This window comes from Streptosporangium nanhuense (assembly GCF_059358815.1).
This window is the reverse complement of sequence record NZ_JCADBG010000003.1, coordinates 285,351-308,469: the sequence shown is the minus strand read 5'-3', so window position 1 is coordinate 308,469 and position 23,119 is coordinate 285,351. Positions and strand designations below refer to the sequence as shown.

Sequence of the window (23,119 nt, the reverse complement as noted above, 5' to 3'; positions counted from 1 at the left end):
GTGTGCCACGAGAGGCGTCTGTGACGTCCACCTGAGGGCTCTTGGCGGTCCACGCGTACGGGTTCCGCCGTCGTGGAGAGTCAGGGGCCAGTGGCAGGTCCGCCGAAGGATCGTTTCCGGTGCTCACGCGACTCTGCCCGGCCGTCAGGCCGAGGAAATCCTAATTTCGGTCCAAACTTAATTTGGATGTTTCTTGTCTGAAATTGGGGGGAAATGGGAATGGGTGGGGCAGGTGTGACGGGTGAAATGACCTCATAAGCAGGTCGGTCGCCGAAGGGTGTCAGCCGTGTCGTCAAATGGGCGAGGGCAGAGGCTTCATATCCGCGTCATCGCTGCGTAGACTCCCGGAACCGGCCAAGGTTTATCCTTCGGAGCGGCCCGCACGCGAGCCGTCCTCCGCGGGGGTCTGCAACTGGAAGCGGCACTGCCAACCATCCCGGACGTGCGCCGCTTCAGCCGCCTAATCTCATCGCAGCGCACTCCGGGCAGGACGTGTTCCCGTCTTGCCAAGGAGAGTCGGATGTCTGTGCTCCATCTCGCCGCTGCAGAGCCAGCGGTATCCCTGAGTGGTCACCACTTCACCATCATCATCGTGGTCGCCGCCGTCGCCCTGCTCGCACTCGCCGTCGCCGGCACCCTGGTGCGTGAGGTGCTGGCCGCCGACCAAGGCACCGAACGTATGCAGAACATCGCGAGAGCGGTCCAGGAAGGGGCTTCCGCGTACCTTACGCGGCAGTTCCGGACGCTCGCGTTGTTCGTCATCCTGATTCCGTTCCTGCTGTATCTCCTACCTGCCGAGACGACCAGCGTAAGAATCGGCAGATCGGCTTTCTTCGTCGTCGGCGCATTGTTCTCCGCGCTGACCGGATTCATCGGCATGTGGCTGGCGGTGCGCGGCAACGTCCGCGTCGCCGCCGCGGCCCGCGCGTCCGGCGAGAAGGTCGCCATGCGGATCGCCTTCCGCACCGGCGGCGTGGCCGGAATGATCACTGTTGGCCTCGGCCTCCTCGGCGCGGCCGTGGTGGTGATCATCTATCAGGGCGACGCCCCGGCCGTGCTGGAGGGCTTCGGCTTCGGCGCCGCGCTGCTCGCCATGTTCATGCGAGTCGGCGGCGGCATCTTCACCAAGGCCGCCGACGTCGGCGCCGACCTGGTCGGCAAGGTCGAGCAGGGCATTCCCGAGGACGACCCGCGCAACGCCGCCACCATCGCCGACAACGTCGGTGACAACGTGGGCGACTGCGCGGGCATGGCCGCCGACCTGTTCGAGTCCTACGCGGTCATGCTGGTCGCCAGCCTGATCCTGGGCCGGGTGGCCTTCGGCGTCGAGGGACTGGTGTTCCCGCTGATCGTGCCCATGATCGGTGTGATCACGGCGATCATCGGCATCTTCGTCACCGCCCCGCGCGCCGGCGACCGCAACGCGATGGCCGCGATCAACCGGGGTTTCTTCATCTCGGCGGCCATCTCGGCGATCCTCGTCGCCGTCGCGGCCTACCTCTACCTGCCGGCCAGCTTCTCCGGGCTGACCAACGTGAGCCCGGAGATCGCCGCGGTCACCTCGGACCCGCGCCTGATCGCGGTCGGGGCGGTGCTCATCGGCCTGGTGCTGGCGAGCGCCATCCAGATCCTCACCGGCTACTTCACCGAGACGAACCGCCGCCCGGTGCGGGACATCGGCGAGAGCTCCCGTACGGGTCCCGCCACGGTCATCCTGTCCGGCATCAGCGTCGGCCTGGAGTCGGCGGTCTACTCCGCGCTGATCATCGGAGCCGCCGTCTACGGGGCCTTCCTGCTGGGCTTCGGCAACGTCACCATCGCGCTGTTCGCCGTGGCGCTGGCGGGCACCGGCCTGCTGACCACGGTCGGCGTGATCGTGTCGATGGACACCTTCGGCCCGGTCTCCGACAACGCCCAGGGCATCGCCGAGATGTCCGGCGACGTCGAGGGCGAGGGCGCACAGGTCCTCACCTCGCTGGACGCCGTCGGCAACACCACCAAGGCGATCACCAAGGGCATCGCGATCGCCACCGCCGTGCTCGCCGCGACCGCGCTGTTCGGCGCGTTCCGTACGGCGGTCGAGACCGAGCTGGTCGGTGCGACGGCGAGCGTGAAACAGGCGCTGGGCTCGTTCAGCTCGTTCAGCCTGAGCGTCGACTCCCCGAACGTGCTGGTCGGTCTGATCATCGGCGCCGCGGTGGTGTTCATGTTCTCCGGCCTGGCGATCATGGCGGTCGGCCGCGCGGCCGGGCGGGTGGTCTTCGAGGTGCGCGAGCAGTTCCGCACCAAGCCGGGGATCATGGCGGGGACGGAGCTGCCCGACTACGGCAGGGTCGTCGACATCTGCACCCGCGACTCGCTGCGGGAGCTGGCCACGCCCGGCCTGCTGGCCGTGCTGACCCCGATCGCCGTCGGTTTCGCCCTCGGGTACGCCCCGCTCGGCGCGTTCCTGGCCGGTGCCATCGCGTGCGGCACGCTCATGGCGGTGTTCCTGGCCAACTCCGGTGGTGCCTGGGACAACGCCAAGAAGCTGGTCGAGGACGGCCACCACGGCGGCAAGGGCTCACCGGCCCACGAGGCCACCATCATCGGTGACACCGTCGGCGACCCGTTCAAGGACACCGCCGGACCGGCGATCAACCCGCTCCTCAAGGTGATGAACCTCGTGGCGCTGCTGATCGCCCCGGCCGTGGTGACCTACGCCGACAGCCCCGCGCTGCGCATCGGCATCACGGTGCTGGCGGTGGGCATCGTCGTCGCCGCGGTCGTCATCTCCAAGCGGCGTTCCGCGAGCATCGCCCCGACGGAGGAGAACAACTCCGACCGGGAGCCGGAGCAGGTCTCCAGCTGAAAAACGTTCGACGAGTTCGACGAGTTCGACGAAGGGGTGCACGGGCCGCGTGCACCCCTTCGGCGTGTGCGGACCACCCCGGTGGGAAACTGGCCGGTATGGAACAGCAGCCCTCCGGAGGCAAGACACTCGTCCTCATCCTGTTGGCGATGGCCGCGGTGTTCGCGGTGATCGTGGGTCTGGCCATGTGGGCGTCGCGATGACGGCGCGCACGCTCGTCGTCCTGCGCCACGCCAAGGCGGTTCACACCTCCGGCCTGGCCGACCGCGAGCGGCCCCTCACCGACGTCGGCGAACGCGACGCCCTCAAGGTCGGCGCGGCCCTCGCGGGCATGGGCCTCACCCCCGACCTGGTGCTCTGCTCGCCGTCGGTACGGACCCGGCGGACCGCGGACCTGGCACTCCCCGGCGCGGACATCGTGATCGAACCGGCCATATACGAGGCCTACCCCGACGAGCTGCTCACGCTGATCCGGCGGAGCGACCCGGAGGTCGGCACGCTGGTCCTGGTCGGTCACAATCCCGGGGTCCAGGAGCTGGTCGCGCAGATCACCACCGTCGACGGCGACGGCGGGTTCCCGCCCGGCTCGTTCGCCGTCATCGAGGTCGACGGCGAGTGGTCCGGCCTCGACACCGGCCGCGGGATCGCCCGCTGGAACCCCAAGAAGCACTGAGACCCGGCACGGTTCCGGAAGGGAAGGCGGCACGAGGGGGGCGATCGGGGGTCGCATGCGAGGGCTCATCGGCGCGCTGCGCGCCGACTTCCGGCTCTCCGGCCGTCCGGCCTGGGGCTACGGCCTGCTGTGCGCGCTGGTCATCTGCCTCCCCCTGACGTTCGGCGTCCTCCTCGGCCACCTCCGGGAGGGCGCCTCGGTCGCCCTGGGCGGCTATCTCACGCTCTTCGGCGACGCCCCGGGGCGGCCGTACGGTGATCGCGTCCGCAGGTTGCTCGTCGCCACGACCACGGTCACGCTCGGTGTCGGTCTCGGTGCGCTCGTCCAGCCCGGTCCCTGGCCGGTCGCCGTCGTGGTGGTCGGCCTGGTCGCGGCGGCGAGCGTCTACTGGCCGACGCTGGGCATCCCCGCGGTGCTCTCCGTGACCCTGGCGTACTTCGCGCTCCCCGGCATGAGCGTGCCGCTTCACCTGGCGGCCACCGCCGCCGGTGGCCTGCTGGCCGTGCTGCTGGTGGTGGCGGTCTGGCCGGTACTGCGTCTTCGGCCGCTGCGCAGGGCCGTGGAGGAGGCCGGTACGGCGCTGGCCGACCTCCTGGCGGCCGGGGGAAGGGCGCCGCTCGCGGACGAGAGCTGGGAGCCGCTGCGCCACCGGGCCGCCACCGCGCTGAAGGACCTGGACGGGGCGCTCTCCCTCTACCGGATCTCCGTGGAGGACGACCGGTCGCCGGAGCGGCTGCCGGACACGCTGACCCGCCTCTTCCAGCAGACGGTCGCGCTGCGCGTGCTGCGCGCGGCGGCCGTGGAGGCCATGGAGGCCGCGGGGCCCGGGGAGGCACGGCAGGCCGCGGGAACGGGCCTCGGGACGGAGTGGGTCCGGGAGCTGGACGAGGCGGTCGGGGTGCTGGCCCGCGCGCTGCGGGAGGCGGTGCTGCTCGGCGGCTCGTCGCGGATCCCGGAGGCGCTGGCCGCCATCGGGCGGTTCGCCGACCGGGTGGACGAGATCCGTGGAACCGCCCGCGCGGGCAGGGCGCCGCTGCCCGCGGCCGTGCTGCTGGGGCAGATCCGCCGGGATGTGGACCGGATCGCGATGGCGGTGCGCTCGGTGGCCCGGCAGGCCGCCGAGAGCGTCGAGGTGGGCCCCCGCCTGCCGAGGTTCGTACGACCCCGCAGGCCGGCGGTCGCGGCCGGGCATCACCCGGTCCGGGTGGGACTGGCGGTGATCACGGCCATGGCGCTGATGGCGCTGGTCCGCGAGCACTACGCGAAGTGGTTCGTGGTGACCGTGACGGTCAGCCTCCGCCCCGCCTACCGCGACACGGTGGAGCGGGTGCTGCTGAGGGTGCTGGGCACGGCCGTGGGCGCGCTGGCCGCCGCGGTGGTGCTGACGGTCGCGCCGGGGCATCTTTACCTGACGCTCTTCATCTCCGTCTTCGCGGCGCTGGGCTTCGCGCTGCGCGGGTCCGGCTACGGATACTGGGCGATCTTCTCCACGCCGCTCTCGCTGACGCTGTCCGACTTCTCCCTGCCGCTCGACTGGGGCGCGGCGGTGGCCAGGGTGGGGCTCACGGTCGCGGGCGGCGCGCTGGCGCTGCTCTTCGCCCGGCTGCTGTGGCCCAGGGGGCACCGGACCCGGCTGACCACCAGGATCGGGGAGATGCTCGACAGCCACGCCGCCCTGGTGCGGTCGCTGATCGACCGTGATCCCGCCCAGGTGAGCGTTCGGGGCTTCGCCGCGGCCGACGCCGAAGGGCGGCTCGCCGACTCCCTGGATCTGCTGGACAAGGAACCGGGCGGCAGCGCGCCGCGGCGGCTCAGGGAGTCGCTGACGGCGGCCAGGCGGCTGCGGGACAACGGGTTCGCGCTGCTGGCGGTGCCGCCGCCCGAGGAGGGGGCGGGGCCCACGGTGACGGTCCTCGATCTCGTCGCCGACCGGCTGGAGAAGGCCGCCGAGGCGGTCAGGACCGAGGAGGCCGGGATCCCGCCCGACGATCTCGACGCGGTGCTCGACGAGATCGGCGCGCACGTGGACGCGCTGGCCGCGAGCCGCCTGGACGAGCTCGCCGAACTGGCCGGGCTGGCCGATCCGCAGGGGGACGCGGCCGACAGGATGACCGGTCTGCGACGGCGCATCAGGCACGCCGCCGCCGCGCAGCCCGCCCTGCGGGGACTGGGCGCCGAGGCCGTACGCCTGGCCGCTCTCACGACCCCGAGAAGCCGGTAGCCCACGCTTCGCGAGGTCGGCGGCATCGCTCCGGGGAGCCGGTGGTTCACCGTCACGCGGCGCCGAGTGGTTCACCGCTTCGAGGCGCCGGTGGCCGTGATCGTCCGAGGCGCCGGTGGTTCACCGCTTCGAGGCGCCGGTGATCATGATCGTCCGCGAGGTCGGTGCGGTCACCGTTCGGCGGTGGTGACACCGTCCTCGGCGTCGGCGTCCTCCACCTCGGCGCGGGGAATGCCGAGCAGGTAGAGGATCGAGTCGAGGTAGGGCACGTTGACCGCGGTGTCGGCGGCGCGGCGGACCACCGGCTTGGCGTTGAACGCGATGCCGAGGCCGGCCGCCGCGATCATGTCCAGGTCGTTGGCGCCGTCGCCGATGGCCACGGTCTGGCTGATCGGGATCCCCGCCTCGCGGGCGAAGCGCTCCAGCGCCCGCGCCTTGCCCGGCCGGTCGACGATCTCGCCGACCACCCGCCCGGTCAGCACGCCGTCGACGACCTCCAGGGTGTTGGCCGCGGAGTAGTCGATCCCGAGGTCGTCCACGAGGGCGTCGGTGAGCTGCGTGAACCCGCCGCTGACGATCGCGAACCGGTAGTCGAGCCGCTTGAGCGTCCGCACCAGCGTCCGGGCGCCGGGAGTCAGGACGAGCTCCTTGCGTACCTTCTCGAAGACCTCCTCCGAGAGGCCCTTCAGCAGCGCGACCCGGCGGCGCAGCGACTCGGCGAAGTCGAGCTCGCCGCGCATCGCCTCCTCGGTGACCCTGGCGACCTCCTCCAGGCAGCCGGCGTGCGCCGCCAGCAGCTCGATCACCTCGGCCTGGATGAGCGTCGAGTCGACGTCCATCACGATCAGGCGCTTGGCCCTGCGGTGCAGGCCGGTCCGCTGCACGGCCACGTCGACCTGCTGGGCGTGCGCCTCGACGGCGAGCTCGGCCCTGAGGGTGTCGGGGTCGGCGCCGGAGAGGGACAGCTCGATGCAGGTGACCGGGTAACTGGACAGGCGCTCGATCCGGTCGATGTTGGCACCGGCCGCGGCGATCCGCCCTGCGATGCCCGCCATGGCGGCGGGCTGCAGCGGCGCGCCGAGCACGGTGACGTTGAGCCGCCCCCTGCGCCGCTTCTCCTTCGGGTCGGAGCCGGTGGACAGCTCCACCTGCAGTCCGAGATCCTCCGCGGTCCGTTCGACGGCGGTCCAGAGGGCGCCGAGGGTGCCGCCGGTGCCGGTCGGCGTGTCGCCCGCGTACGAGACGAGGACGCCGAGGGTGAGCCGGCCGCGGATGACGACCTGCTCCACGTCGGCGACGATGACGGGGAAGCCGGCCAGGACCGAGAAGAGGCGTGAGGTCACGCCCGGTCGGTCGGGGCCGTTCAACGTGATCAGAAGCGTGCGCTGGTTCATCGGTTCCTACGGTACTTGGCTCCGGATCGGACCGTGAATGCGGTTCATCATCCGGACGCCTGGAGTTCGCGGGGCTCTCGGGTCCCATGTCACCTGTGACTGTCTTCATGAACTCATGACGACCCTTCCCATGGAGCCGCGCCTCGCCCGCTACAGCGTCGGGCTGGCCGCTACCGCCGTCGAGATGCGCGAGGCCCAGCGCCTGCGCCACCGGGTCTTCGCCGAGGAGATGGGCGCCAGGCTGGACAGTCCCATCACCGGCCTGGACGTCGATCCCCTCGACGCCTACTGCGATCACCTCCTGGTGAGGTGCGACGACACGGACGAGGTCGTCGGCACCTACCGGCTGCTCGCTCCCCGCAGGGCCGATCGCCTCTACTCCGACTCCGAGTTCGACCTCGGCGCGCTGGCCGGCATCCGGGGGGACATGGTGGAGGCCGGCAGGGCCTGTGTGCATCCCGGTCACCGGGGTGGCGCGGTGCTCGGGCTGATGTGGGCGGGAATCGCCCGCTACATGGCGGCCGGGGGATACGGCTGGCTGGCGGGGTGCTGCTCGGTGCCGGTGGCCGAGGCCGCCGGGATCATGGAACAGGTGCCGCTCTCCCCGCCGGGCTACCGCGTCACGCCGATACGCCCCTGGCAGGAGACCTCCGTACCCCCGCAGCGGGAGGACTTCTCCGCGCCCGCCAAGAGGCCGGGGCGGGCGCTGCCGCCCCTGCTGCGCGGGTACATGCGGCTGGGGGCCTGGGTCTGCGGCCCGCCCGCCCACGACCTCGGCTTCGACACGGCCGACTTCTTCGTACTGCTCTCGATGGCCGAGGCGGACCCCCGGTACCTGCGCCACTTCCTGGGAGCCGCGTCGTGAACCCGTGGATGCCGGTGGCGCCGTGCAGGCCCGCCCTGTGCCTCCTCCCGCCGGGAGTGAGGGCCGCCGGGCCGCGCAGGGCGCTGCGGCTGGCGGCGGTCGCGCTGGTGGTCCTGGCGGGGGCGGTGCTCGCGCTCGCGGCCCGCGGGCTCGGCACGGAGGGCAGGCTCCGGCTGACGAGCGTCTGGTCCCGGCTGGTACTGCGGGCCGTCGGCGTACGGATCGAGGTGCGGCAGGGGTTCGCGTTCATGGCCGGTTCCGTCTCCGGCCCCCGTCCGGTCGCCGACGGGCGGTCCGGGGCGGCTCCGCTGGTCGTGGCCAACCACGTGTCGTGGCTGGACCCGCTCGTCATGGCGGCGGTCCTGCCGTGCCGCCTGCTGGCCAAGCAGGAGGTACGGGTGTGGCCGGTGATCGGCCGGCTGGCGGCGGGTGCGGGCGCGCTGTTCATCGACAGGGACCGGCTCTCCGCGCTGCCCGAGGCCGTCGGCGGTGTGGCCGCCGCGCTCGCGGGCGGTCACCCGGTGGCGGCCTTCCCCGAGGGGACGACCTGGTGCGGGCGCGGGATGGGCTCCTTCAAACCCGCCGTGTTCCAGGCGGCCCTGGACGCCGGGGCCCCGGTCAGGCCGGTGGCGATCAGGTATCTGGAGGGGGAGGACGTCCCGGCCACCGGGCCCGCCTTCGTCGGCGAGGACTCCCTGCCGGCCTCGATCCGCCGCGTGGTGGCCGTCCGGAGACTCACGGTGGAGGTGACGATGCTGCCCGCCGTGTGGGGACGTGACCGCAGGGAGCTGGCCTGGGCCGCCGAGTCGTCCGTCGCATCGGTGCTGGTCGCCGGGGCCGCGCACGGCCTTCCCGTCGCCGCCTGACGGGGGACGGCGAGCGGAGGCCACCGCTGATCGGACGGGCCCCAAGGGCCGGTACGCCGCTTCGGGCGGCGCTCGGACGCGGGCCGTGCCATCGCCGGGGACGGTCCTCGAACCCGGGAGGACGGGGACTCAGGCCGAGCCCAGATAGGTGATGACGGCCGCGACCCGGCGGTGGGTGTCGGGACTGTTCTCCAGGGCCAGCTTCATGAAGATCGAGTTGACGTGCTTCTCGATGGCCGAGACCGACAGGTGCAGGGCGCGGGCGATGCCTCCGTTGGACAGGCCGTGCGCCATCTCCCTGAGCACGTCCAGCTCCCTGGGCGTCAGCTCCGCGGGAGGGGGGCCGCCGCGCACCTCCCGTTTGGCCAGCAGGCCCTCCACCACCTTGGGGTCGATCACCGATCCGCCCCCGGCCACCGACCTGATCGCGCCGAGCAGCTCGTCGATGTCACCGACCCGGTCCTTGAGCAGGTACGCGCGGCCCTCGGTGCCGTCCCTGAACAGGTCCAGGGCGAACATCGCGTCAGAGAACTGGGAGAGCACCACGACGCCGATGTCCCGCGAGGCGGCGCGGATGCGGTGCGCCGCGTCGATCCCCTCCATCCCCGGCCGGACGAGATCGGCCGAGCCCGGCATCCGGATGTCGGTGACCACCACGTCGGGACGCAGCCGCCCGGCGGCGTCGAGCAGCTCGTCCGCGGTGCCCACGGCGGCCACCACCTCGATCTCACCGGAGGTCTCCAGGAGCTTGCGGGTGCCCTCGCGTACCAGGTAGTGGTCCTCGGCCAGGACGACTCTCAGCCCGGTCATCTCTCAGCTCGGTCATGAATCGCGTACCGTCCGAAACTCGCCATGGGGAGATCCTGCCCGGCACACGGGCGCCCCGCATATGAGGTTGCCCGCACTTTCGCCGGGAACGCCTCAGAGCGGGAACGCCTCGGCGCGGGTGCGGTCCGGAGCGGGTGCGGTCCGGAGCGGGACGGCTCGGAAGCGAAGGGTTTTCGCGACAGCCGCACGACACGGGCCCCGCGCCCGCTCGCCCGTCCGAATCACGGCGTAATCGGCCCTGCCGCAGCGCACACGGGCCCCGCGCCCGCCCGCCCGTCCGGCACGGGCCGGGCCGTCGCCGTCGCCGTCGCCGTCGCCGCCGGGGGATTTCCCCGGCGTTGCGAACACCCATCGCTTTCGGTGATCGTTCCTGGCCGGAAGGCGGTCAGGTGAAGCGCGTGACTAGCGGAGGACCCGCGTCTTCACCCGCACGTACTTGACGTCGGTGCCGATGTCGATGCCGTGGATGTCGAGGGTGCTCAACCCGCCCGCAGGGACGTCGATCGAGGCCGAACCGAAATCGGCGGTCGCGGTGCCCCGGGCGCCGTTCTTCAACCAGACCCTGACCTTGAGGGTGGCCGTCCTGCCGGGGTTCAGGGTGTCGAGCAGGCAGCCCACCTCGCGCCCCGAGGCCTCGCAGTACGAGCCGGAGGGCTTGCCGATGATGCGGACCTTGGAGACCTGCGAGGGAAGGTACCCGCCGACGTAGGCGATGTCGGTGTACCACTTGCCGACGTTCTTGATCCTGAGCGTGTAGACGTACGAGTCGCCCGCCCAGGCCCTGCGCGGGTAGGAGACGGTCGTCTTCAGCGGCGCGAGCGGCTGGTCCACGACTCCCTGCGGTGCGGTGAGCGGTGCGGTGATACGGGGGGCCGCGGCGTTCGCGGTCCCGGGGGTGAGCAGCATGCCTCCCGCCAGGGCGATGGCGGCGAAGGCGGTCAGGTGCCGGCGCATTTCTCTACTCCAGTCGGAATTCGGTGATCCCCGTTGTCTGCCGCGCTCAGCATGCGGGGCCCGACTTGGAAAACCCTTGTGACTGACTGGCCGGCTAACCGGCGATCAGGTGAACGTCGCCGAACTCGTGCCAGAGGTAGCCCTCTTCGAGCGCCTCCGCGTACGACCGCGAGAGCAGGTCGCGGCCGGCGATCGCCGACAGCATCAGCAGGTGGCTGGAGCGCGGCTCGTGCAGCCCGGTGATCAGGCCGTTCACCGCCCTCACCCCGGCCTCGGGGGTGACGATGTGCGAGGTCCAGCCGTCCGCGGCGCGGACCCGGCCGGTGGCCAGCGCGGCCGTCTCCAGCGCCCGGACCACGGTCGTGCCGACCGCGATCACCCGGCCGCCGGACTCGCGCGCGAGCTCCACCTGCCGCGCGGTGGCCTCGGGCACCTCGAACCGCTCCGGGTAGGGCGGCTCGTCCTTCTCGGGGGACGCCACCCCCGTGTGCAGGGTGATCGGCGCGATCCCGACCCCGCGCGACACCAGGGAGGTCACCAGCCCGGTGGTGAAAGGCCGCCCCGCGCTGGGCATCTCCGCACTGCCAGGCCGGACCCCGAAAACGGTCTGGTAGTCGGCCAGCGGCCAGTCCCTGTCGACGTAGGAGTAGCGGATCGGCACGCCGTACCGGCGCAGGTAGCCCGTGACCTCGCGGTCCAGGCTCGCCCGCCACAGGCGCGGCGTCTCGCGCCCCAGCAGCCGCAGCGTCGCACCGCCCGGCAGCGGCAGCCACTCCCCGTCCGCGCCGCCCCCGTAGGGCTCACCGGCCGCCTCCACGTTCTCGGGGATTTCGGGAGCCCGTCGCCGCCGGAGCTCGACCAGCCACGTCCCGTCCTCCCGCTCGGTGGAGAAGTGCACCGCGAGCCGGTCGAGCCGGACGGCGGCGGGGAGCGTGCCGGAGTTGTTGACCACCAGCAGGTCGCCGGGGCCGAGCAGGCCGGGAAGCTCGGCGAACGTGTGGTGGCCCACCTCTCCGGTGCTCCGGTCCGAGACCAGCAGGCGCACCCCGTCGCGGGCCAGCCCCCGGGCCTCCGGCGGCTCGTGCGCCTCCAGCTCGCCGGGGAGCACGAAGTCCGCCGCCATGGCGTCCGCCACGAGCCCGTTCAGGACCCGTCCTCGCCCGCTCATTCGTGCCTCACCCGGCCGCTGTCCGGGCGGTCGGCGATCAGCCGCCGCAGGGTGGGGACGACGGTCTCAGGGCCCGGGGCCTGCGCCGCCTCCCCGGCGCCGACCGCGTCGGCGAGCATGGCGGTGGACATCTCGCCCGGATCTACCCACCAGACCGCGACGTCCGGCTCCTCGACGGACAGCACGTGGGAGAGCTGCTCCAGGGCCGCCTTGGTCGCGCCGTACCCGCCCCAGCCCTCGTAGGCCTCCACCGCCGCGTCGGAGGAGATGTTCACGATCGCGCCGCGCCGCTCCCTGAGCCCGCGCAGGTTCGCCTGGATCAGCGCCAGCGGGGCCAGCACGTTGGTCCGGAACAGCTCCTCAAGCGTGTCGGCCGGGTATCCGGCCAGCGGTGGCAGCGGGACCGTGCCCAGCCCCGACGCGTTGTTGACCAGCAGGTCCAGCCCACCGTGTTCCCGTACGGCCAGCGTCAGCCGGTCCCGGTGGGCGGGGTCGGCGACGTCTCCGGCCAGGGCGACGGCGCCCAGCTCGTCCGCGGCGGAGCGCAGCGCGTCCTCGCCCCGCGCGGTGAGGACGAGCCGCCAGCCGTCGGCGGCGAGGGAGCGGGCCAGTGCCAGGCCGAGGCCGCGGGAGGCACCGGTGATGAGTGCGGTCTTCGTCATGCCTCGACGCTAGGAGCCGCCCGCCCGCCGCACATCGGCCGCCGGACCGGGCCCGGGGTGGGCTGATGGGCCTAGGACCGATGGCGTACGCGGCGGACGTCGGCCGCCGCCTAGAGTCGGTTCGTGAGCCCTGAGAGCGAGGAGAGCGAGGACCGGGACGCCGTGCTGCACGCGGTGAGCTCCGCCGTCCTCGCGGTGACCAGGCACCTGTCGGTCCGGGAGGTGCTCCAGGTCATCGTGCGGTCGGCGCGGCGGTTGCTGGACGCCCGCTACGCCGCGCTGGGCGTGCCCGACGACCAGGGGGCGTTCGCCGAGTTCGTCGCCGAGGGCATCTCCGACGAGCAGTGGGACGAGATCGGGCCGATGCCCCGCCAGCACGGCATGCTCGGCGCCATGCTGCGCGAGGGCGCGCCGGTCCGGCTGCCCGACATCCGCAAGGACTCCAGGTTCGAGTACTGGCCGCGCGCCCATCCGGTGCTCAAGGACTTCCTCGGGGTGCCGATCCTCGACGGGGACGAGGTGCTCGGCATCATCTTCCTGTCGAACAAGCGGGCCCCCGGCGGCTTCACCGAGGGCGACCAGCGGCTGCTCGTCATGTTCGCCGCGCACGCCGCGATCGCCCTCACCAACGCCCGCCTGTACGAGCGGGGCCGGGAGCTCACGCTGATCGAGGAGCGCACCCGGATGGCCAGGGAGCTGCACGACGCGGTGACCCAGAAGCTGTTCTCGCTGCGCCTTACCGCGCAGGCCGCGGCGTCCCTGGTCGTCGGCGATCCCGTACGGGCGCTGCGGGAGCTCGACCGGGTGGAGCGGCTGGCGGGAGAGGCGCTGGCCGAGCTGCGCGCGGTGATCGTGGAGCTCCGCCCGGCCGAGCTCGACCGGCACGGCCTGGCCGAGACGCTCCGCAAGCACGTCCGCCTGCTCGACCGGCTCCATCCGGCCTCGTTCTCGTTCGAGGAGTCCCCGGTGTGCGAGCTCGAACCGGAGGTCGAGGTGGCCGTCCTCCGGGTGGCCCAGGAGGCGCTGCACAACGCCTCCAGGCACTCGGCGGCACGCGCGGTCGAGGTCCGGCTGGGCTGCGAGGGCGGGCGCGTGTTCCTTGAGGTGAGCGACGACGGGGCCGGGTTCGACGTGACCGCGGCGGCGGGACGGGGGCTGGGCATCGCCTCGATGGGCGACAGGGCGGAGTCCGTCGGCGGGAGCGCGAGGGTGAGTTCGGAGCCCGGGCGGGGCACGCTCGTCCGGATGGAGGTGCCGGGATGATCCGTGGTACGGGGTGGTACGAGGAAGGGGATCGCGTGATCCGCGGGCCGGAGGAGAGGCCGTGGGGCCCGCCGCCGGTGGTCCGGACGGAGATGACCGGGTGATCCGCGTCCTGATCGCCGACGACCACCCGGTCGTCCGGCAGGGCCTTCGCACCTTCCTGAGCCTGCAGGAGGACCTCGACGTGGTCGGCGAGGCCGCCGACGGCGCCGAGGCGGTCGCCCTGGTCGGGTCGCTCGCCCCCGACGTGCTGCTGCTCGACCTGAGGATGCCGGTCCTCGACGGGCTCGGCGCGCTGCTCCTGCTGGGAGAGCGGGGGCTGTCGCCGAGGGTGCTCGTGCTGACCTCGGTCAGCGACAGGGGTGACGTGGCCCCGGCTATGCGGGCGGGCGCGGCGGGATTCCTCTACAAGGACGTGGAGCCGGCCGCGCTCGTGCAGGCGATCCGGGCGGTGCACGGGGGCCAGGTGCTGCTCGCTCCCGAGGCCGCCGAGGCGATGCTGTCGGGTCCCGGACCCGTCCCGGCCGTGCGGGAGGGCGGGCGCGAGGGCGGTGCCGAGGGCAGGCCGGTGGCGGCGCTGACCGACCGGGAGCGCGAGGTGCTCGCGCTGATCGCGTCGGGCCGCTCCAACCGGGAGATCGCCAGGCAGCTCGCGGTGGCGGAGAAGACGGTGAAGACCCACGTCTCCAACGTGCTGATGAAACTGGGCGTGCAGGACAGGACCCAGGCCGCCCTCTACGCGGTGCGGAACGGCCTGGCCTGACGGTTGACAGGGCCTCTGACGGTGACAGGGCCTTTGACGATGGCAGGGCCTTTGACGGTGACAGGGCCTCTGATCGGGCGGGCGCTCCCGGAGACCGTCTCGGTGGTGCCCCGGACGGCGGGGCCGGTGCCGCCCCCGATGCCTCCCGGAGGCGCTCAGGTGCCCGGGGCGGTCCTCCGCCCGTCGTCGACCCCTTCGCCTTCCCGGCCGGGCCCGCGCGCCACCCCGGCAGCCTGACGCCCGTGGACCGGCGGCCCGCGCCGTCGTCCCCCGGCCGTCCCGGTGGGCGGGGACCGTGCCGTCAGGCCCTGGAGGCCGGCCTTCGCCAGGTGACCCGCTCCATGTCACGCGCCCGGACCGTCAAGACCGTCAGACCAGTTCGGTGATGGCGTGGTGGGCGACCACCCGGGCCCGGCGCACCGCGCGGTCGAGCTCGCGCAGGGCCTCGCCGCGTACGGCGATCTGGCCCGAGGTGAGCCCGCGGTCGTCGGCGACCCGGAGGACCGCGGCGAGGCGGGCGGCCAGGGCGGCGACCCGGTGCGCCCTGGCGGGGTAGCCGGGAGCCAGGCCGTCGTCCACGATCTCCAGCCGCCGATGTCCCTGGGCCGGGCCCTCCACGCCGAGCAGGGCGTCGGTGGCCACGCGCATGGCGCGGGTCAGCTCGTGCTCGGCCTCGGCGAGGGAGGGCAGGTCGGGGGCGGTGGTACGGGCCTCCAGCACGGTCCAGCGGACCCCGGCGTACGATGACCCGCGGCGGTCGTTTACCGGGATCAGGCCGACGCATCTGCCGGGAAGCACGGCTGTCGCCGCCTGCCCGGCCTCGATGGCCGCGGAGTTGAAGGGGGGCGGTCCGGTGAGCCCGAGTGGGTCGCCCGCGATGGGGAGGGCCAGTCGAAGCGACTTCATGCCCTCGATCCGCAGGTCGGCGAGGAAACCGCGGAGGGGGAGGTCGCCGGTCTCACCGGCGACGAGTTGGGGGCCTGCCTGCCGTTCCACGCGGTCGGCGGCCTCGTCGAGGCCGACCTGTCCGGCGAGCCAGGCATTGCCCCAGCAGACCAGGGTGGCCGAGATCGGTGAATCAGGGTGCACCGATCCACGATATGCGCTTGTCCTGCAATAGGTTTTGTTCCAGCGATTCACAAGGAGGCATAAGGGATGGGCGGTCAAGTGCTTCGGCTACAGGACGTCACCGTCCGCAGGGACGGAGCGGCCCTGCTGCGGGAGATCGACTGGACCGTTCACGAGGACGAGCGGTGGGTCGTCATCGGTCCCAACGGCGCGGGAAAGACGACGTTGCTGCAGGTGGTCGGGGCGATGCTGTTCCCCACCGAGGGCATCGTGGAGATCCTGGGCGAGCGGCTCGGCCAGAGTGACGTCTTCGAGCTCCGGCCCCGCATCGGGCTCGCGAGCGCCGCGCTGGCGGAGAAGGTGCCGCCGGACGAGAAGGTCATCGACCTGGTGCTCACGGCCTCGTACGCCATCCTCGGCCGCTGGACGGAGGAGTACGACTCCCACGACGTCACGCGCGCCGTCGAGCTGATCGACCAGCTCGGCTGCGCCCACCTGATCCGGCGCCGGTTCAACACGCTGTCGGAGGGGGAGCGCAAGCGGGTCCAGATCGCCCGCGCGCTCATGCCGAACCCGGAGCTGCTGCTGCTGGACGAGCCCGCCGCCGGCCTTGACCTGGGCGGGCGCGAGGACCTGGTCCGCCGCCTGGCGACGTTCGCGCACGACCCGAACGCGCCGACCATGGTGCTGGTCACCCACCACGTGGAGGAGGTGCCCAGCGGGTTCACCCACGCGCTGCTGCTGCGGCACGGCTCCGTGGTGGCCCAGGGCCCGATCGACCAGGTGATGACCGCGGAGAACCTGTCGCGCACCTTCAGCGTCCCGCTCACCCTGGATCGGGGGCGTGACGGCCGCTGGTACGCACGGGCGCACCAGCTCTGAGGGCACACCGCTCCTGAGGGGGCGCCGGCTTCAAGGGCGGACCGGCAGGTTCGAACGGCCGCCGGTTCCGAGACGGCCCCAAGGCGATTCCACGGCGGTTCCAAGACTGTTTCGGCCGTTCAAAGGCCGGTGAGGGGAAAAGCAAATATCCTGCCGGGTCAAGAGTTCCACGTGACTCGACCGCCCGGGATGGTTCATGGAATCGCTTGTCGCCGCACTCGTCGTCATGGTCGTGGCGGTGTTCGCCGCCTACCGGACGATTCGTGTCGTGCCGCAGGCCACGGCGGGCGTCGTGGAGCGGTTCGGGCGCTACCACAGGACGCTCGCCCCCGGCCCGAACCTCGTGGTGCCGTTCATCGACCGGATCAAGGACACGGTCGACCTCCGCGAGCAGGTCGTCGCCTTCCCGCCGCAGGCGGTCGTCACCTCCGACAACCTCGTCGTCTCCGTCGACACGACCGTCTCCTTCCGGGTGGTCGACGCCCGCGCGGCGACCTATGAGATCACCAACTTCCTGATCGCCATGGAGCGGCTCACCATGACCACGCTGCGCGACGTGGTCGGCGGGATGAGCGTGGAACGCGCGCTGGCCTCCCGCGAGGAGATCGGGGCCGAGCTGCGCGAGGCGCTCGAAGCCGTCACGGGCGCGTGGGGTCTCCGCGTCGGCAGGGCCGAGCTCACGGCGATCGACCCGCCCGTCTCCGTCCAGGAGTCCATGGAGAGATACGCCCGCGCCGAGCGCGACAGGCGGGCCGCGGTGCTCGCGGCCGAGGGGCGGAAGCAGGCGGACGTCCTCGCGGCCGAGGGCCTGCGGCAGGCGGCCGTGCTGAGGGCACGCGGTGAGGCGGAGGCCACGGTGCTCAGGGCGCGGGCCGACGCCGAGGCCAGGGCGACGCGGGCCAGGGGGGAGGCCGACGCGATCGGCCTGCTCTTCCGCGCCGTCCACGAGGGCGGGTCCGGCTCGGAGCCTCTCGCCCACGAGTACCTGCGGGCACTCCGTGAGATCGCCAAGGGGGACGAGGGCAAGCCGCCGGTCGTCTCGCCGGACCTGAGACGGGCCCTCGAAAGCCCGGCGGACCTTTTCCCGGCGAAGCCGGTGAAGGACGAGCCCCCGGACGCGGAAGGGTTCCCCGACACGGAAAAGTTCCCCGACACGGAAGGGTTCCCGGTCAGGGAGGAGCCCTCGGTCACGGACGGGCCCCGGGTGAGGCCGGTGAAGGACGAGCCCTCGGGCAAGGACGGGTCCGGGGCGGAGCACGCGCCCCCCGGCAAGGACGGGTCCGGGGCGAAGCACGAGTCCCCCGGCAAGGACGGGTCCCGCTGAAAGACGAGTTCCCGGCCATGGACGGGTCCCCGGTCAGGGATACTCCCGTCAAGGACGTCAAGGACACCCCGCCACCGGACAACCGCCGCTTCCCTCCTAACATCCGGTGAGTGCCGTGCACCTGTCATGGGCGCGAGCCTTACCAGTGAGGGGAAGTGCATGACGCCGTGGGAGGCGGTCGCGATCTTCGTGGCCGGAATCGGGGCCGGAGGCATCAACGCCGTCGTCGGTTCCGGGTCTCTGATCACGTTCCCGACGATGGTCGCGCTGGGCATGCCCCCGGTCGTCGCCAACGTCTCCAACACCGTCGGCCTGGTCCCCGGTTCGCTGACGGGCGCGTTCGGCTACCGGGTGGAGCTGAGGGGGCAGTTCCGGCGGCTGGTCAGGCTGGCGATCCCCGCGGTGGTCGGCGCGGTGGCCGGTGGGGTGCTCCTGCTCTACCTTCCCCCGGAGACGTTCAACATCGTCGTGCCCGTCCTGATCGGCGTGGCGTGCGTGCTGGTGGTGATCCAGCCGAGGCTCAACAAATGGCTGGGTGCCCGGAGGGAGCACGCCCACCCGCACGGTGGCCCCTGGCTCCTGGTCGGCGTGTTCGCCTGCGGAATCTACGGCGGCTACTTCGGCGCGGCCCAGGGCGTGCTGCTCATCGGCCTGATGGGCACTCTCCTCGACGACGGCCTGCAGCGGCTCAACGCGGCCAAGAACGTGCTCGCGCTGCTGGTCAACGCGGCCGCCGCGCTGCTGTTCATCGTGATCGCGGAGGTCGACTGGCCGGCGGCCCTGATGGTGGCGCTGGGCGCCGCCATCGGCGGCTTCTTCGGCGCGAAGATCGGCAGGAGACTGCCCGCCCCGGTGCTGCGCTGGCTCATCGTCTGCATCGGGATAGTGGCGATAGTCAAACTGGTGTACGGGTGAACCTGCTCCATAACGGGTACCTATATAGGTATGAAAGGTGACAAAGTCGAGGTTGTCATCGACGCAGGAGACAGTTCCCGTACCTACGAGGTCAGCGCCACCAGAGCGGGGCGTCGCGTTGAGGTTGCCAACGCCCGAGGCGGCGTCGTCGAGGTGAGCGAGGTCACCCGGAGCGGAACGGCCGTGCGCACCGCCCGTTTCATGTCCAGCCGTATTCTCGCTCTGGTCGAACACCCCGCCGACGGCAAGCCGACATAGGCCGGGCCGGCGGCGGGCCGGTTCTCGTCACGCCCGGGTGGGACGTACCTGTCACGCCTGGGCGGGGCGCAGGGGCCGTGTGGTGCCGTGTCGTGCTGTGCCCGGGGAAGCCCGGACAGACGTCGGCTCACCCCGCGCGAGGCTCCGGCCAAGGGCTCCCCACGGCGAAGGACCCCGCGAAGGTTTCCCGCCATGCGGGTTCCCGCCGGAAGCCGTGAAAGCTGTGAAAGCCGTGGAGACCCCCGCCAAAGGGCTCCCCACGGCATCCGGTCACATCTGCGCGGGCCGGACCTGGAGCACCCCGTCGCGGCGGACCCGGGTCTCGAAGGACGGCTGGGGGGCGGTGGCCGGGCCGTGCACGACGGCCCCGTCGGAGAGCCTGAAGGTGCTCCCGTGCCACGGGCAGACCACGCAGGCGGTGCCCTCCTCGGAGATCAGGCGCCCCTGGTGGAGCGGGCCCGCCAGATGGGCGCACTGGTCGGCGAGCACCGTGACCCCGGCGCCCACGCGCAGCACGAACAGGTCGATGTAGCCGAGCCGTCGCGTCACCGGGCGCCCGTCGGGCAGGTCACCGAGCTCGCACAGGTCGTGCCAGCCCAGCGGGACCAGATGGGCGACGGACTCGGCGTGGTTGGCCCCGGCCGCCTGCCGGTAGGCCAGGTGGCCGCCGAGGTAGCCGCCCACGCTCGCGGCACCCAGACCGGCGAACGACAGCATCCGCCCGGCCCGGTCACGCCCGGCCAGCCTCAACACCAGCGAACCGGTGTAGAGCCCCAGGGCGGTCAGGTTGGCGATCGCGTGCACGAACCCCACCCGCTGCTGCTCGCGGTGGAGGGCGGACCAGTCGGTGACGCCCGCCGCCACCGCGGGCATCGCGGTGGCGAGCCCGCCGGCGACCAGCACCCGTGAGGCCCGTGGATCGTAGCGGGTCACGTCCAGCACCGCCGTCGCCGCCCAGAGCCCCAGGCTGAGGTTGGCGAGCGGCGGGTGAAGCGGTTTGCCGGTCGGCACCCCGTGCAGCAGGTCCCGTAGCGGCCCGGGACCGATCCGCTGACGTACGGCCTTGGCGAGTATGCGGATCGGCCTGTCGGCCCTGGGTGAGCGCTCGATACGATCGGTGAGCTCGACCCCGGGCACCAGACGTCTGAAGGTCCGGCGTCCTGTTTTGACGGTTTCCTTCACCATCGCCCCTTTCTCGACCCATAGGGACCTACCCGAGAACGGCGTTATGCACGCGCCAAATGCCCCCGGCTGACGGACAGGGCGATGATCTCGGTGGCGTAGGCGCCCAGTGTCGCCGATCCCTCCTCGATGATCTTCACCTTTTCCAGCACCTGCTCGGCGGTCACCTTGTACAGCGACCAGGTGCCGCCCTCGTTGTGATGGTTCGCCATGATGGGCGCGATCCGGTCGAGGGCCTTGGCGAACCTGGCCTCAGGCGTCTTGCGTTCCTCGAACTCGTCCCAGAGCTCGCGCAACCGCTCGGCCTGGTCGCAGGGGAGCAGCCCGAAGATCCGGTCGGCGGCCTTGCGCTCGATGGCCGGCTGGGCCTCGACGGCCGAGGCGTCGTAGATGAACGTGTCTCCCGCGTCGATCTCGACGATGTCGTGGACGAGCAGCATCGCGACGACCCTGTCGAGGTCGGTGCCCGGTGGTGCGTGTTCGGCCAAGACCATCGCCAGCATGCCCACGTACCAGGAGTGCTCGGCGTCGTTCTCCCGCCGCGACCCGTCCATGAGGGTGTTGCGGCGGACGATGCGTCTGAGCTTGTCGATCTCCATGGCGAAGGTGAGCTGAGCGTGCAGACGGTCCAGTGCTGGAGGGGTGGTCACGCGCGCAAGCCTAATGCGCGTCGATCCCGCTTTTCCGAGCGATCATGGGATCACGCCCGGCCGAGGGTGACCGGAACCCCGTTGAACACGGCGTTTCCCGAGGGCGCGTCCACGACGGAATCGTCTGTCAGCGTGTTCGCGTTGACTCCCGCGTGCTTGGCGGCCACCGGCTGCGAGGTGCCCGAGTGCCCCCACCCGTGGGGCAGGCTCACCACTCCCGGCATGATCGTGTCGGTCGGCTCCAGCGGCACGACCAGCTCGCCCGCGGCCGAGCGCACCACGGCGCGCTCGCCCAGCCCGAGCCTGTTCACGTCGTCCGGGTTGATCTGCAGGGTGCACCGGTTGGTCCCGCCGACCAGCGGTTCCACGTTGTGCAGCCAGCTGTTGTTGGACCGCAGGTGGCGCCGTCCGATCAGCACGATCTCCGCGGGCGGGACGGCCAGCCGCCCGCGCAGCCGCGCGGCGTCCTCGACCAGCCGCGCCGGTGCCAGCTCCACCCGCCCCGAGGCCGTACGGATGATCTCCCCCAGCCGGGGCTCCAGCGGGCCCAGGTCGATGCCGTGCGGGTTCGCCAGCAGGGTGGCCAGGGAGAGCCCGTACGGGCCGAGCCTGAGCATGGCGTCCAGCCGCCTCTCGGCCCCGCTGTCGCCGTCCAGGGAGGCGCGCAGCTCGGCCGGGTCCACGCCCTCCACCGGAGAGCCGGGCGTCTCGACGGCCCTGCGGAGCATCCGGTCGAGGATCAGCTCGTCGAGCGCGGCCGGATCGGCGTCCGCGCCCTGCCCCGAGGCGATCATCGTCAGCCGCGCCATGATCTCGGCCTCCGAGGGGCGCCCCGGCTCCAGCGGCAGGGCCGGCGGGGAGAACCTCGCGTAGTTGCGGACCGCGAAGGCCAGCAGCGACAGGTCGTAGTGCGGCGACTGCGTCACGCGCGGCGGCGGCAGGATGACGTTCGCGTGCCGGGTGGTCTCGTTCAGGTACGGGTCCACGCAGACCATGAACTCCAGGTCGCGGAAGGCCCGGTCCAGCCGGGGCCCGCCCGGAGCCGACAGCACCGGGTTGCCGGCCACCGTGACCAGCCCCCTGACCTGCCCCTCACCCGGTGTCTCGATCTCGTCGGCGAGGGTGGCCACCGGGATCTCGCCGTTCGCCTCCGGCAGCCCCCGGACGCGGCTGTGCCAGCGTCCCGTGGTGTACGGCTTGCTCCGGCGGCCGTTCTCCACGGCGGGCTTGGCGAACATGACCCCGCCGGGACGGTCGAAGTTGCCGGTCAGGACGTTGACGACGTCGACCAGCCACTGCGCGACGGTGCCGAACTCGGCGGTACAGGTGCCGATGCGGGCGTAGACGGCGGCCGTCGGGGCCGCGGCCAGCTCGCGCGCCAGCCGTACGATCTCCCCGGCGGGCACCCCGCACATCGGGGCCACGACCTCGGGGGCGAAGTCCCGCGCCAGCCGCCTCACCTCGTCCAGCCCGTTGACCCCGACCCCGCCGATGCCGGCGTCGATGTCGGCACCGATCGAGGTGAGGTCCTCGGCGAGGAGGGTGTGGACGATGCCGAACAACAGGTAGGCGTCCGTACCCGGCCGGACGAACAGGTGCTCGTCGGCGAGGGCGGCGGTGCGGGTGCGGCGCGGGTCGACGACCACGAGCTTGCCGCCGCGCCCGCGCAGCGCCTTGAGGCGGCCGGGGAAGTCGGGGGCGGTGCAGAGCGAGCCGTTGGACTCCAGCGGGTTGGCGCCGAGCATCAGCAGGTAGTCGGTGCGGTCCAGGTCGGGCACCGCGATGGCCAGCGGGTCACCGAGCATCAGGCCGCAGGAGACGTGCTTGGGCATCTGGTCGGCGGTGCTCGCGGAGAAGACGTTGCGGGTGCCGAGGGCGCGGATCAGTGCCCCGCCGTACAGGGCGCCGGCCATGGAGTGGGCGTTCGGGTTGCCGAGGTAGACGGCGAGCGACTGGCGGCCGTGAGCGTCGATCACGCCCGCGAGGCCCTCCGCGACGGTGCGGAACGCCTCGTCCCAGGAGGCCTCGCGCCACTCGCCGCCCGTCCGGACCATCGGGACGCGCAGCCGGTCCGGGTCCTCGTCGAGGTGGCCCAGGGTCGCGCCCTTGGGGCAGATGAACCCCTTGGAGAAGGGGTCGTCCCGGTCTCCCTTGACCGAGGTGACGTGCCCGGCGTCGTCGATGGTGAGCCGGAGGCCGCAGACGGCCTCGCAGAGGGGGCAGGTCCGGTGCGCTGTTCTCATCGGCACTCCTGAGTTCGGCGAGTGGACTCATCATGGCCGTCGTCAGGGTCGTGGGGAAGCCCCGGAGCGCGATCTCCGGGGCTTCCCGC

The 23,119-nt window shown here is 72.2% G+C and carries 20 protein-coding genes; 11 read left to right on the top strand and 9 right to left on the bottom strand.

Annotation, left to right across the window (positions count from 1 at the left end; all coding sequences use genetic code 11):
- Positions 1-520: 520 nt before the first annotated feature.
- The 3 genes from AC5L38_RS09275 to AC5L38_RS09265 all read left to right on the top strand — a co-directional run bounded on the left by AC5L38_RS09275 (position 521) and on the right by AC5L38_RS09265 (position 5,745).
- On the top strand, positions 521-2,851 hold the full coding sequence (locus AC5L38_RS09275; protein WP_495242335.1) for a sodium-translocating pyrophosphatase: 2,331 nt from the start codon (positions 521-523) through the stop codon (positions 2,849-2,851).
- A 199-nt stretch (positions 2,852-3,050) separates the two neighbouring features.
- Positions 3,051-3,524: a SixA phosphatase family protein gene (locus AC5L38_RS09270; RefSeq protein ID WP_495242334.1), complete on the top strand. Its 474-nt coding sequence runs from the start codon at positions 3,051-3,053 to the stop codon at positions 3,522-3,524.
- A 55-nt stretch (positions 3,525-3,579) separates the two neighbouring features.
- Complete coding sequence (locus tag AC5L38_RS09265) at positions 3,580-5,745, top strand: FUSC family protein (protein WP_495242333.1); 2,166 nt, start codon at positions 3,580-3,582, stop codon at positions 5,743-5,745.
- 170 nt (positions 5,746-5,915) lie between these two features.
- On the opposite strand, the gene serB is transcribed toward AC5L38_RS09265, so the two are convergent.
- Positions 5,916-7,139 (bottom strand): phosphoserine phosphatase SerB, encoded by a 1,224-nt coding sequence (gene serB / locus AC5L38_RS09260; protein WP_495242332.1) that lies wholly within the window; start codon positions 7,137-7,139, stop codon positions 5,916-5,918.
- Positions 7,140-7,254: 115 nt separating this feature from the next.
- On the opposite strand from serB, the gene AC5L38_RS09255 reads away from it, so the two are divergent.
- Together AC5L38_RS09255 and AC5L38_RS09250 are read left to right on the top strand one after the other, a co-directional pair.
- Positions 7,255-8,004: a GNAT family N-acetyltransferase gene (locus tag AC5L38_RS09255; RefSeq protein ID WP_495242331.1), complete on the top strand. Its 750-nt coding sequence runs from the start codon at positions 7,255-7,257 to the stop codon at positions 8,002-8,004.
- The gene (locus AC5L38_RS09250) at positions 8,001-8,870 is read left to right on the top strand and encodes a lysophospholipid acyltransferase family protein (RefSeq protein ID WP_495242330.1); all 870 of its coding nucleotides are present in this window, start codon (positions 8,001-8,003) and stop codon (positions 8,868-8,870) included. The genes AC5L38_RS09255 and AC5L38_RS09250 overlap by 4 nt, the downstream gene beginning before the upstream one ends.
- A 129-nt stretch (positions 8,871-8,999) precedes the next feature.
- Here the strand turns inward: AC5L38_RS09250 and AC5L38_RS09245 are convergent, their stop codons facing one another.
- The 4 genes from AC5L38_RS09245 to AC5L38_RS09230 form a co-directional block, all read right to left on the bottom strand.
- Positions 9,000-9,680, bottom strand: a complete 681-nt coding sequence (locus AC5L38_RS09245; RefSeq protein ID WP_495242329.1) for a response regulator transcription factor — start codon at positions 9,678-9,680, stop codon at positions 9,000-9,002.
- Between the two features lie 420 nt (positions 9,681-10,100).
- Positions 10,101-10,652, bottom strand: a complete 552-nt coding sequence (locus tag AC5L38_RS09240) for a hypothetical protein (RefSeq protein WP_495242328.1) — start codon at positions 10,650-10,652, stop codon at positions 10,101-10,103.
- Positions 10,653-10,746: 94 nt separating this feature from the next.
- Positions 10,747-11,820 carry an S-adenosylmethionine:tRNA ribosyltransferase-isomerase gene (locus AC5L38_RS09235; protein WP_495242327.1) on the bottom strand — a complete coding sequence of 358 codons (1,074 nt, stop codon included), beginning with the start codon at positions 11,818-11,820 and terminating at the stop codon, positions 10,747-10,749.
- A complete protein-coding gene (locus AC5L38_RS09230) occupies positions 11,817-12,482 on the bottom strand; it encodes an SDR family NAD(P)-dependent oxidoreductase (RefSeq protein ID WP_495242326.1) in 666 nt (221 codons plus the stop codon). The genes AC5L38_RS09235 and AC5L38_RS09230 overlap by 4 nt, the downstream gene beginning before the upstream one ends.
- Before the next feature lie 123 nt (positions 12,483-12,605).
- Here AC5L38_RS09230 and AC5L38_RS09225 point away from each other — a divergent pair, with 123 nt between their 5' ends.
- Positions 12,606-13,745 (top strand): GAF domain-containing sensor histidine kinase, encoded by a 1,140-nt coding sequence (locus tag AC5L38_RS09225; protein WP_495242325.1) that lies wholly within the window; start codon positions 12,606-12,608, stop codon positions 13,743-13,745.
- Between the two features lie 100 nt (positions 13,746-13,845).
- On the top strand, positions 13,846-14,508 hold the full coding sequence (locus tag AC5L38_RS09220; protein ID WP_495242324.1) for a response regulator: 663 nt from the start codon (positions 13,846-13,848) through the stop codon (positions 14,506-14,508).
- 369 nt (positions 14,509-14,877) lie between these two features.
- Here the strand turns inward: AC5L38_RS09220 and AC5L38_RS09215 are convergent, their stop codons facing one another.
- Entirely contained in the window at positions 14,878-15,597 is a 720-nt protein-coding gene (locus AC5L38_RS09215; protein WP_495242323.1) for an Rv1486c family protein, read from the bottom strand.
- A gap of 66 nt (positions 15,598-15,663) precedes the next feature.
- Here AC5L38_RS09215 and AC5L38_RS09210 point away from each other — a divergent pair, with 66 nt between their 5' ends.
- The 4 genes from AC5L38_RS09210 (at position 15,664) to AC5L38_RS09195 (ending at position 18,955) form a co-directional block, all read left to right on the top strand.
- Positions 15,664-16,458 carry an ABC transporter ATP-binding protein gene (locus AC5L38_RS09210; RefSeq protein WP_495242322.1) on the top strand — a complete coding sequence of 265 codons (795 nt, stop codon included), beginning with the start codon at positions 15,664-15,666 and terminating at the stop codon, positions 16,456-16,458.
- Positions 16,459-16,654: 196 nt separating this feature from the next.
- Entirely contained in the window at positions 16,655-17,782 is a 1,128-nt protein-coding gene (locus AC5L38_RS09205; protein ID WP_495242321.1) for an SPFH domain-containing protein, read from the top strand.
- A gap of 159 nt (positions 17,783-17,941) precedes the next feature.
- Positions 17,942-18,697, top strand: a complete 756-nt coding sequence (locus AC5L38_RS09200) for a sulfite exporter TauE/SafE family protein (protein WP_495242320.1) — start codon at positions 17,942-17,944, stop codon at positions 18,695-18,697.
- A 30-nt stretch (positions 18,698-18,727) separates the two neighbouring features.
- Positions 18,728-18,955, top strand: a complete 228-nt coding sequence (locus AC5L38_RS09195; protein ID WP_440083857.1) for a DUF8836 family protein — start codon at positions 18,728-18,730, stop codon at positions 18,953-18,955.
- Positions 18,956-19,225: 270 nt separating this feature from the next.
- Here the strand turns inward: AC5L38_RS09195 and AC5L38_RS09190 are convergent, their stop codons facing one another.
- The 3 genes from AC5L38_RS09190 to AC5L38_RS09180 form a co-directional block, all read right to left on the bottom strand.
- Positions 19,226-20,140: a Rieske (2Fe-2S) protein gene (locus AC5L38_RS09190; RefSeq protein ID WP_495242319.1), complete on the bottom strand. Its 915-nt coding sequence runs from the start codon at positions 20,138-20,140 to the stop codon at positions 19,226-19,228.
- 41 nt (positions 20,141-20,181) lie between these two features.
- Positions 20,182-20,736 (bottom strand): HD domain-containing protein, encoded by a 555-nt coding sequence (locus AC5L38_RS09185; protein ID WP_362690460.1) that lies wholly within the window; start codon positions 20,734-20,736, stop codon positions 20,182-20,184.
- A gap of 101 nt (positions 20,737-20,837) precedes the next feature.
- The gene (locus tag AC5L38_RS09180) at positions 20,838-23,030 is read right to left on the bottom strand and encodes a molybdopterin-dependent oxidoreductase (RefSeq protein WP_495242318.1); all 2,193 of its coding nucleotides are present in this window, start codon (positions 23,028-23,030) and stop codon (positions 20,838-20,840) included.
- Positions 23,031-23,119: the final 89 nt, after the last annotated feature.

Coding starts and splice junctions, on each gene's coding strand:
- AC5L38_RS09275 (WP_495242335.1), top strand. CDS start 521: ATGTCTGTGCTCCATCTCGCCGCTGCAGAGCCAGCGGTATCCCTGAGT.
- AC5L38_RS09270 (WP_495242334.1), top strand. CDS start 3,051: ATGACGGCGCGCACGCTCGTCGTCCTGCGCCACGCCAAGGCGGTTCAC.
- AC5L38_RS09265 (WP_495242333.1), top strand. CDS start 3,580: ATGCGAGGGCTCATCGGCGCGCTGCGCGCCGACTTCCGGCTCTCCGGC.
- serB (WP_495242332.1), bottom strand. CDS start 7,139: ATGAACCAGCGCACGCTTCTGATCACGTTGAACGGCCCCGACCGACCG.
- AC5L38_RS09255 (WP_495242331.1), top strand. CDS start 7,255: ATGACGACCCTTCCCATGGAGCCGCGCCTCGCCCGCTACAGCGTCGGG.
- AC5L38_RS09245 (WP_495242329.1), bottom strand. CDS start 9,680: ATGACCGGGCTGAGAGTCGTCCTGGCCGAGGACCACTACCTGGTACGC.
- AC5L38_RS09240 (WP_495242328.1), bottom strand. CDS start 10,652: ATGCGCCGGCACCTGACCGCCTTCGCCGCCATCGCCCTGGCGGGAGGC.
- AC5L38_RS09235 (WP_495242327.1), bottom strand. CDS start 11,820: ATGAGCGGGCGAGGACGGGTCCTGAACGGGCTCGTGGCGGACGCCATG.
- AC5L38_RS09230 (WP_495242326.1), bottom strand. CDS start 12,482: ATGACGAAGACCGCACTCATCACCGGTGCCTCCCGCGGCCTCGGCCTG.
- AC5L38_RS09210 (WP_495242322.1), top strand. CDS start 15,664: ATGGGCGGTCAAGTGCTTCGGCTACAGGACGTCACCGTCCGCAGGGAC.
- AC5L38_RS09205 (WP_495242321.1), top strand. CDS start 16,655: ATGGAATCGCTTGTCGCCGCACTCGTCGTCATGGTCGTGGCGGTGTTC.
- AC5L38_RS09200 (WP_495242320.1), top strand. CDS start 17,942: ATGACGCCGTGGGAGGCGGTCGCGATCTTCGTGGCCGGAATCGGGGCC.
- AC5L38_RS09195 (WP_440083857.1), top strand. CDS start 18,728: ATGAAAGGTGACAAAGTCGAGGTTGTCATCGACGCAGGAGACAGTTCC.
- AC5L38_RS09190 (WP_495242319.1), bottom strand. CDS start 20,140: ATGGTGAAGGAAACCGTCAAAACAGGACGCCGGACCTTCAGACGTCTG.
- AC5L38_RS09185 (WP_362690460.1), bottom strand. CDS start 20,736: ATGGAGATCGACAAGCTCAGACGCATCGTCCGCCGCAACACCCTCATG.
- AC5L38_RS09180 (WP_495242318.1), bottom strand. CDS start 23,030: ATGAGAACAGCGCACCGGACCTGCCCCCTCTGCGAGGCCGTCTGCGGC.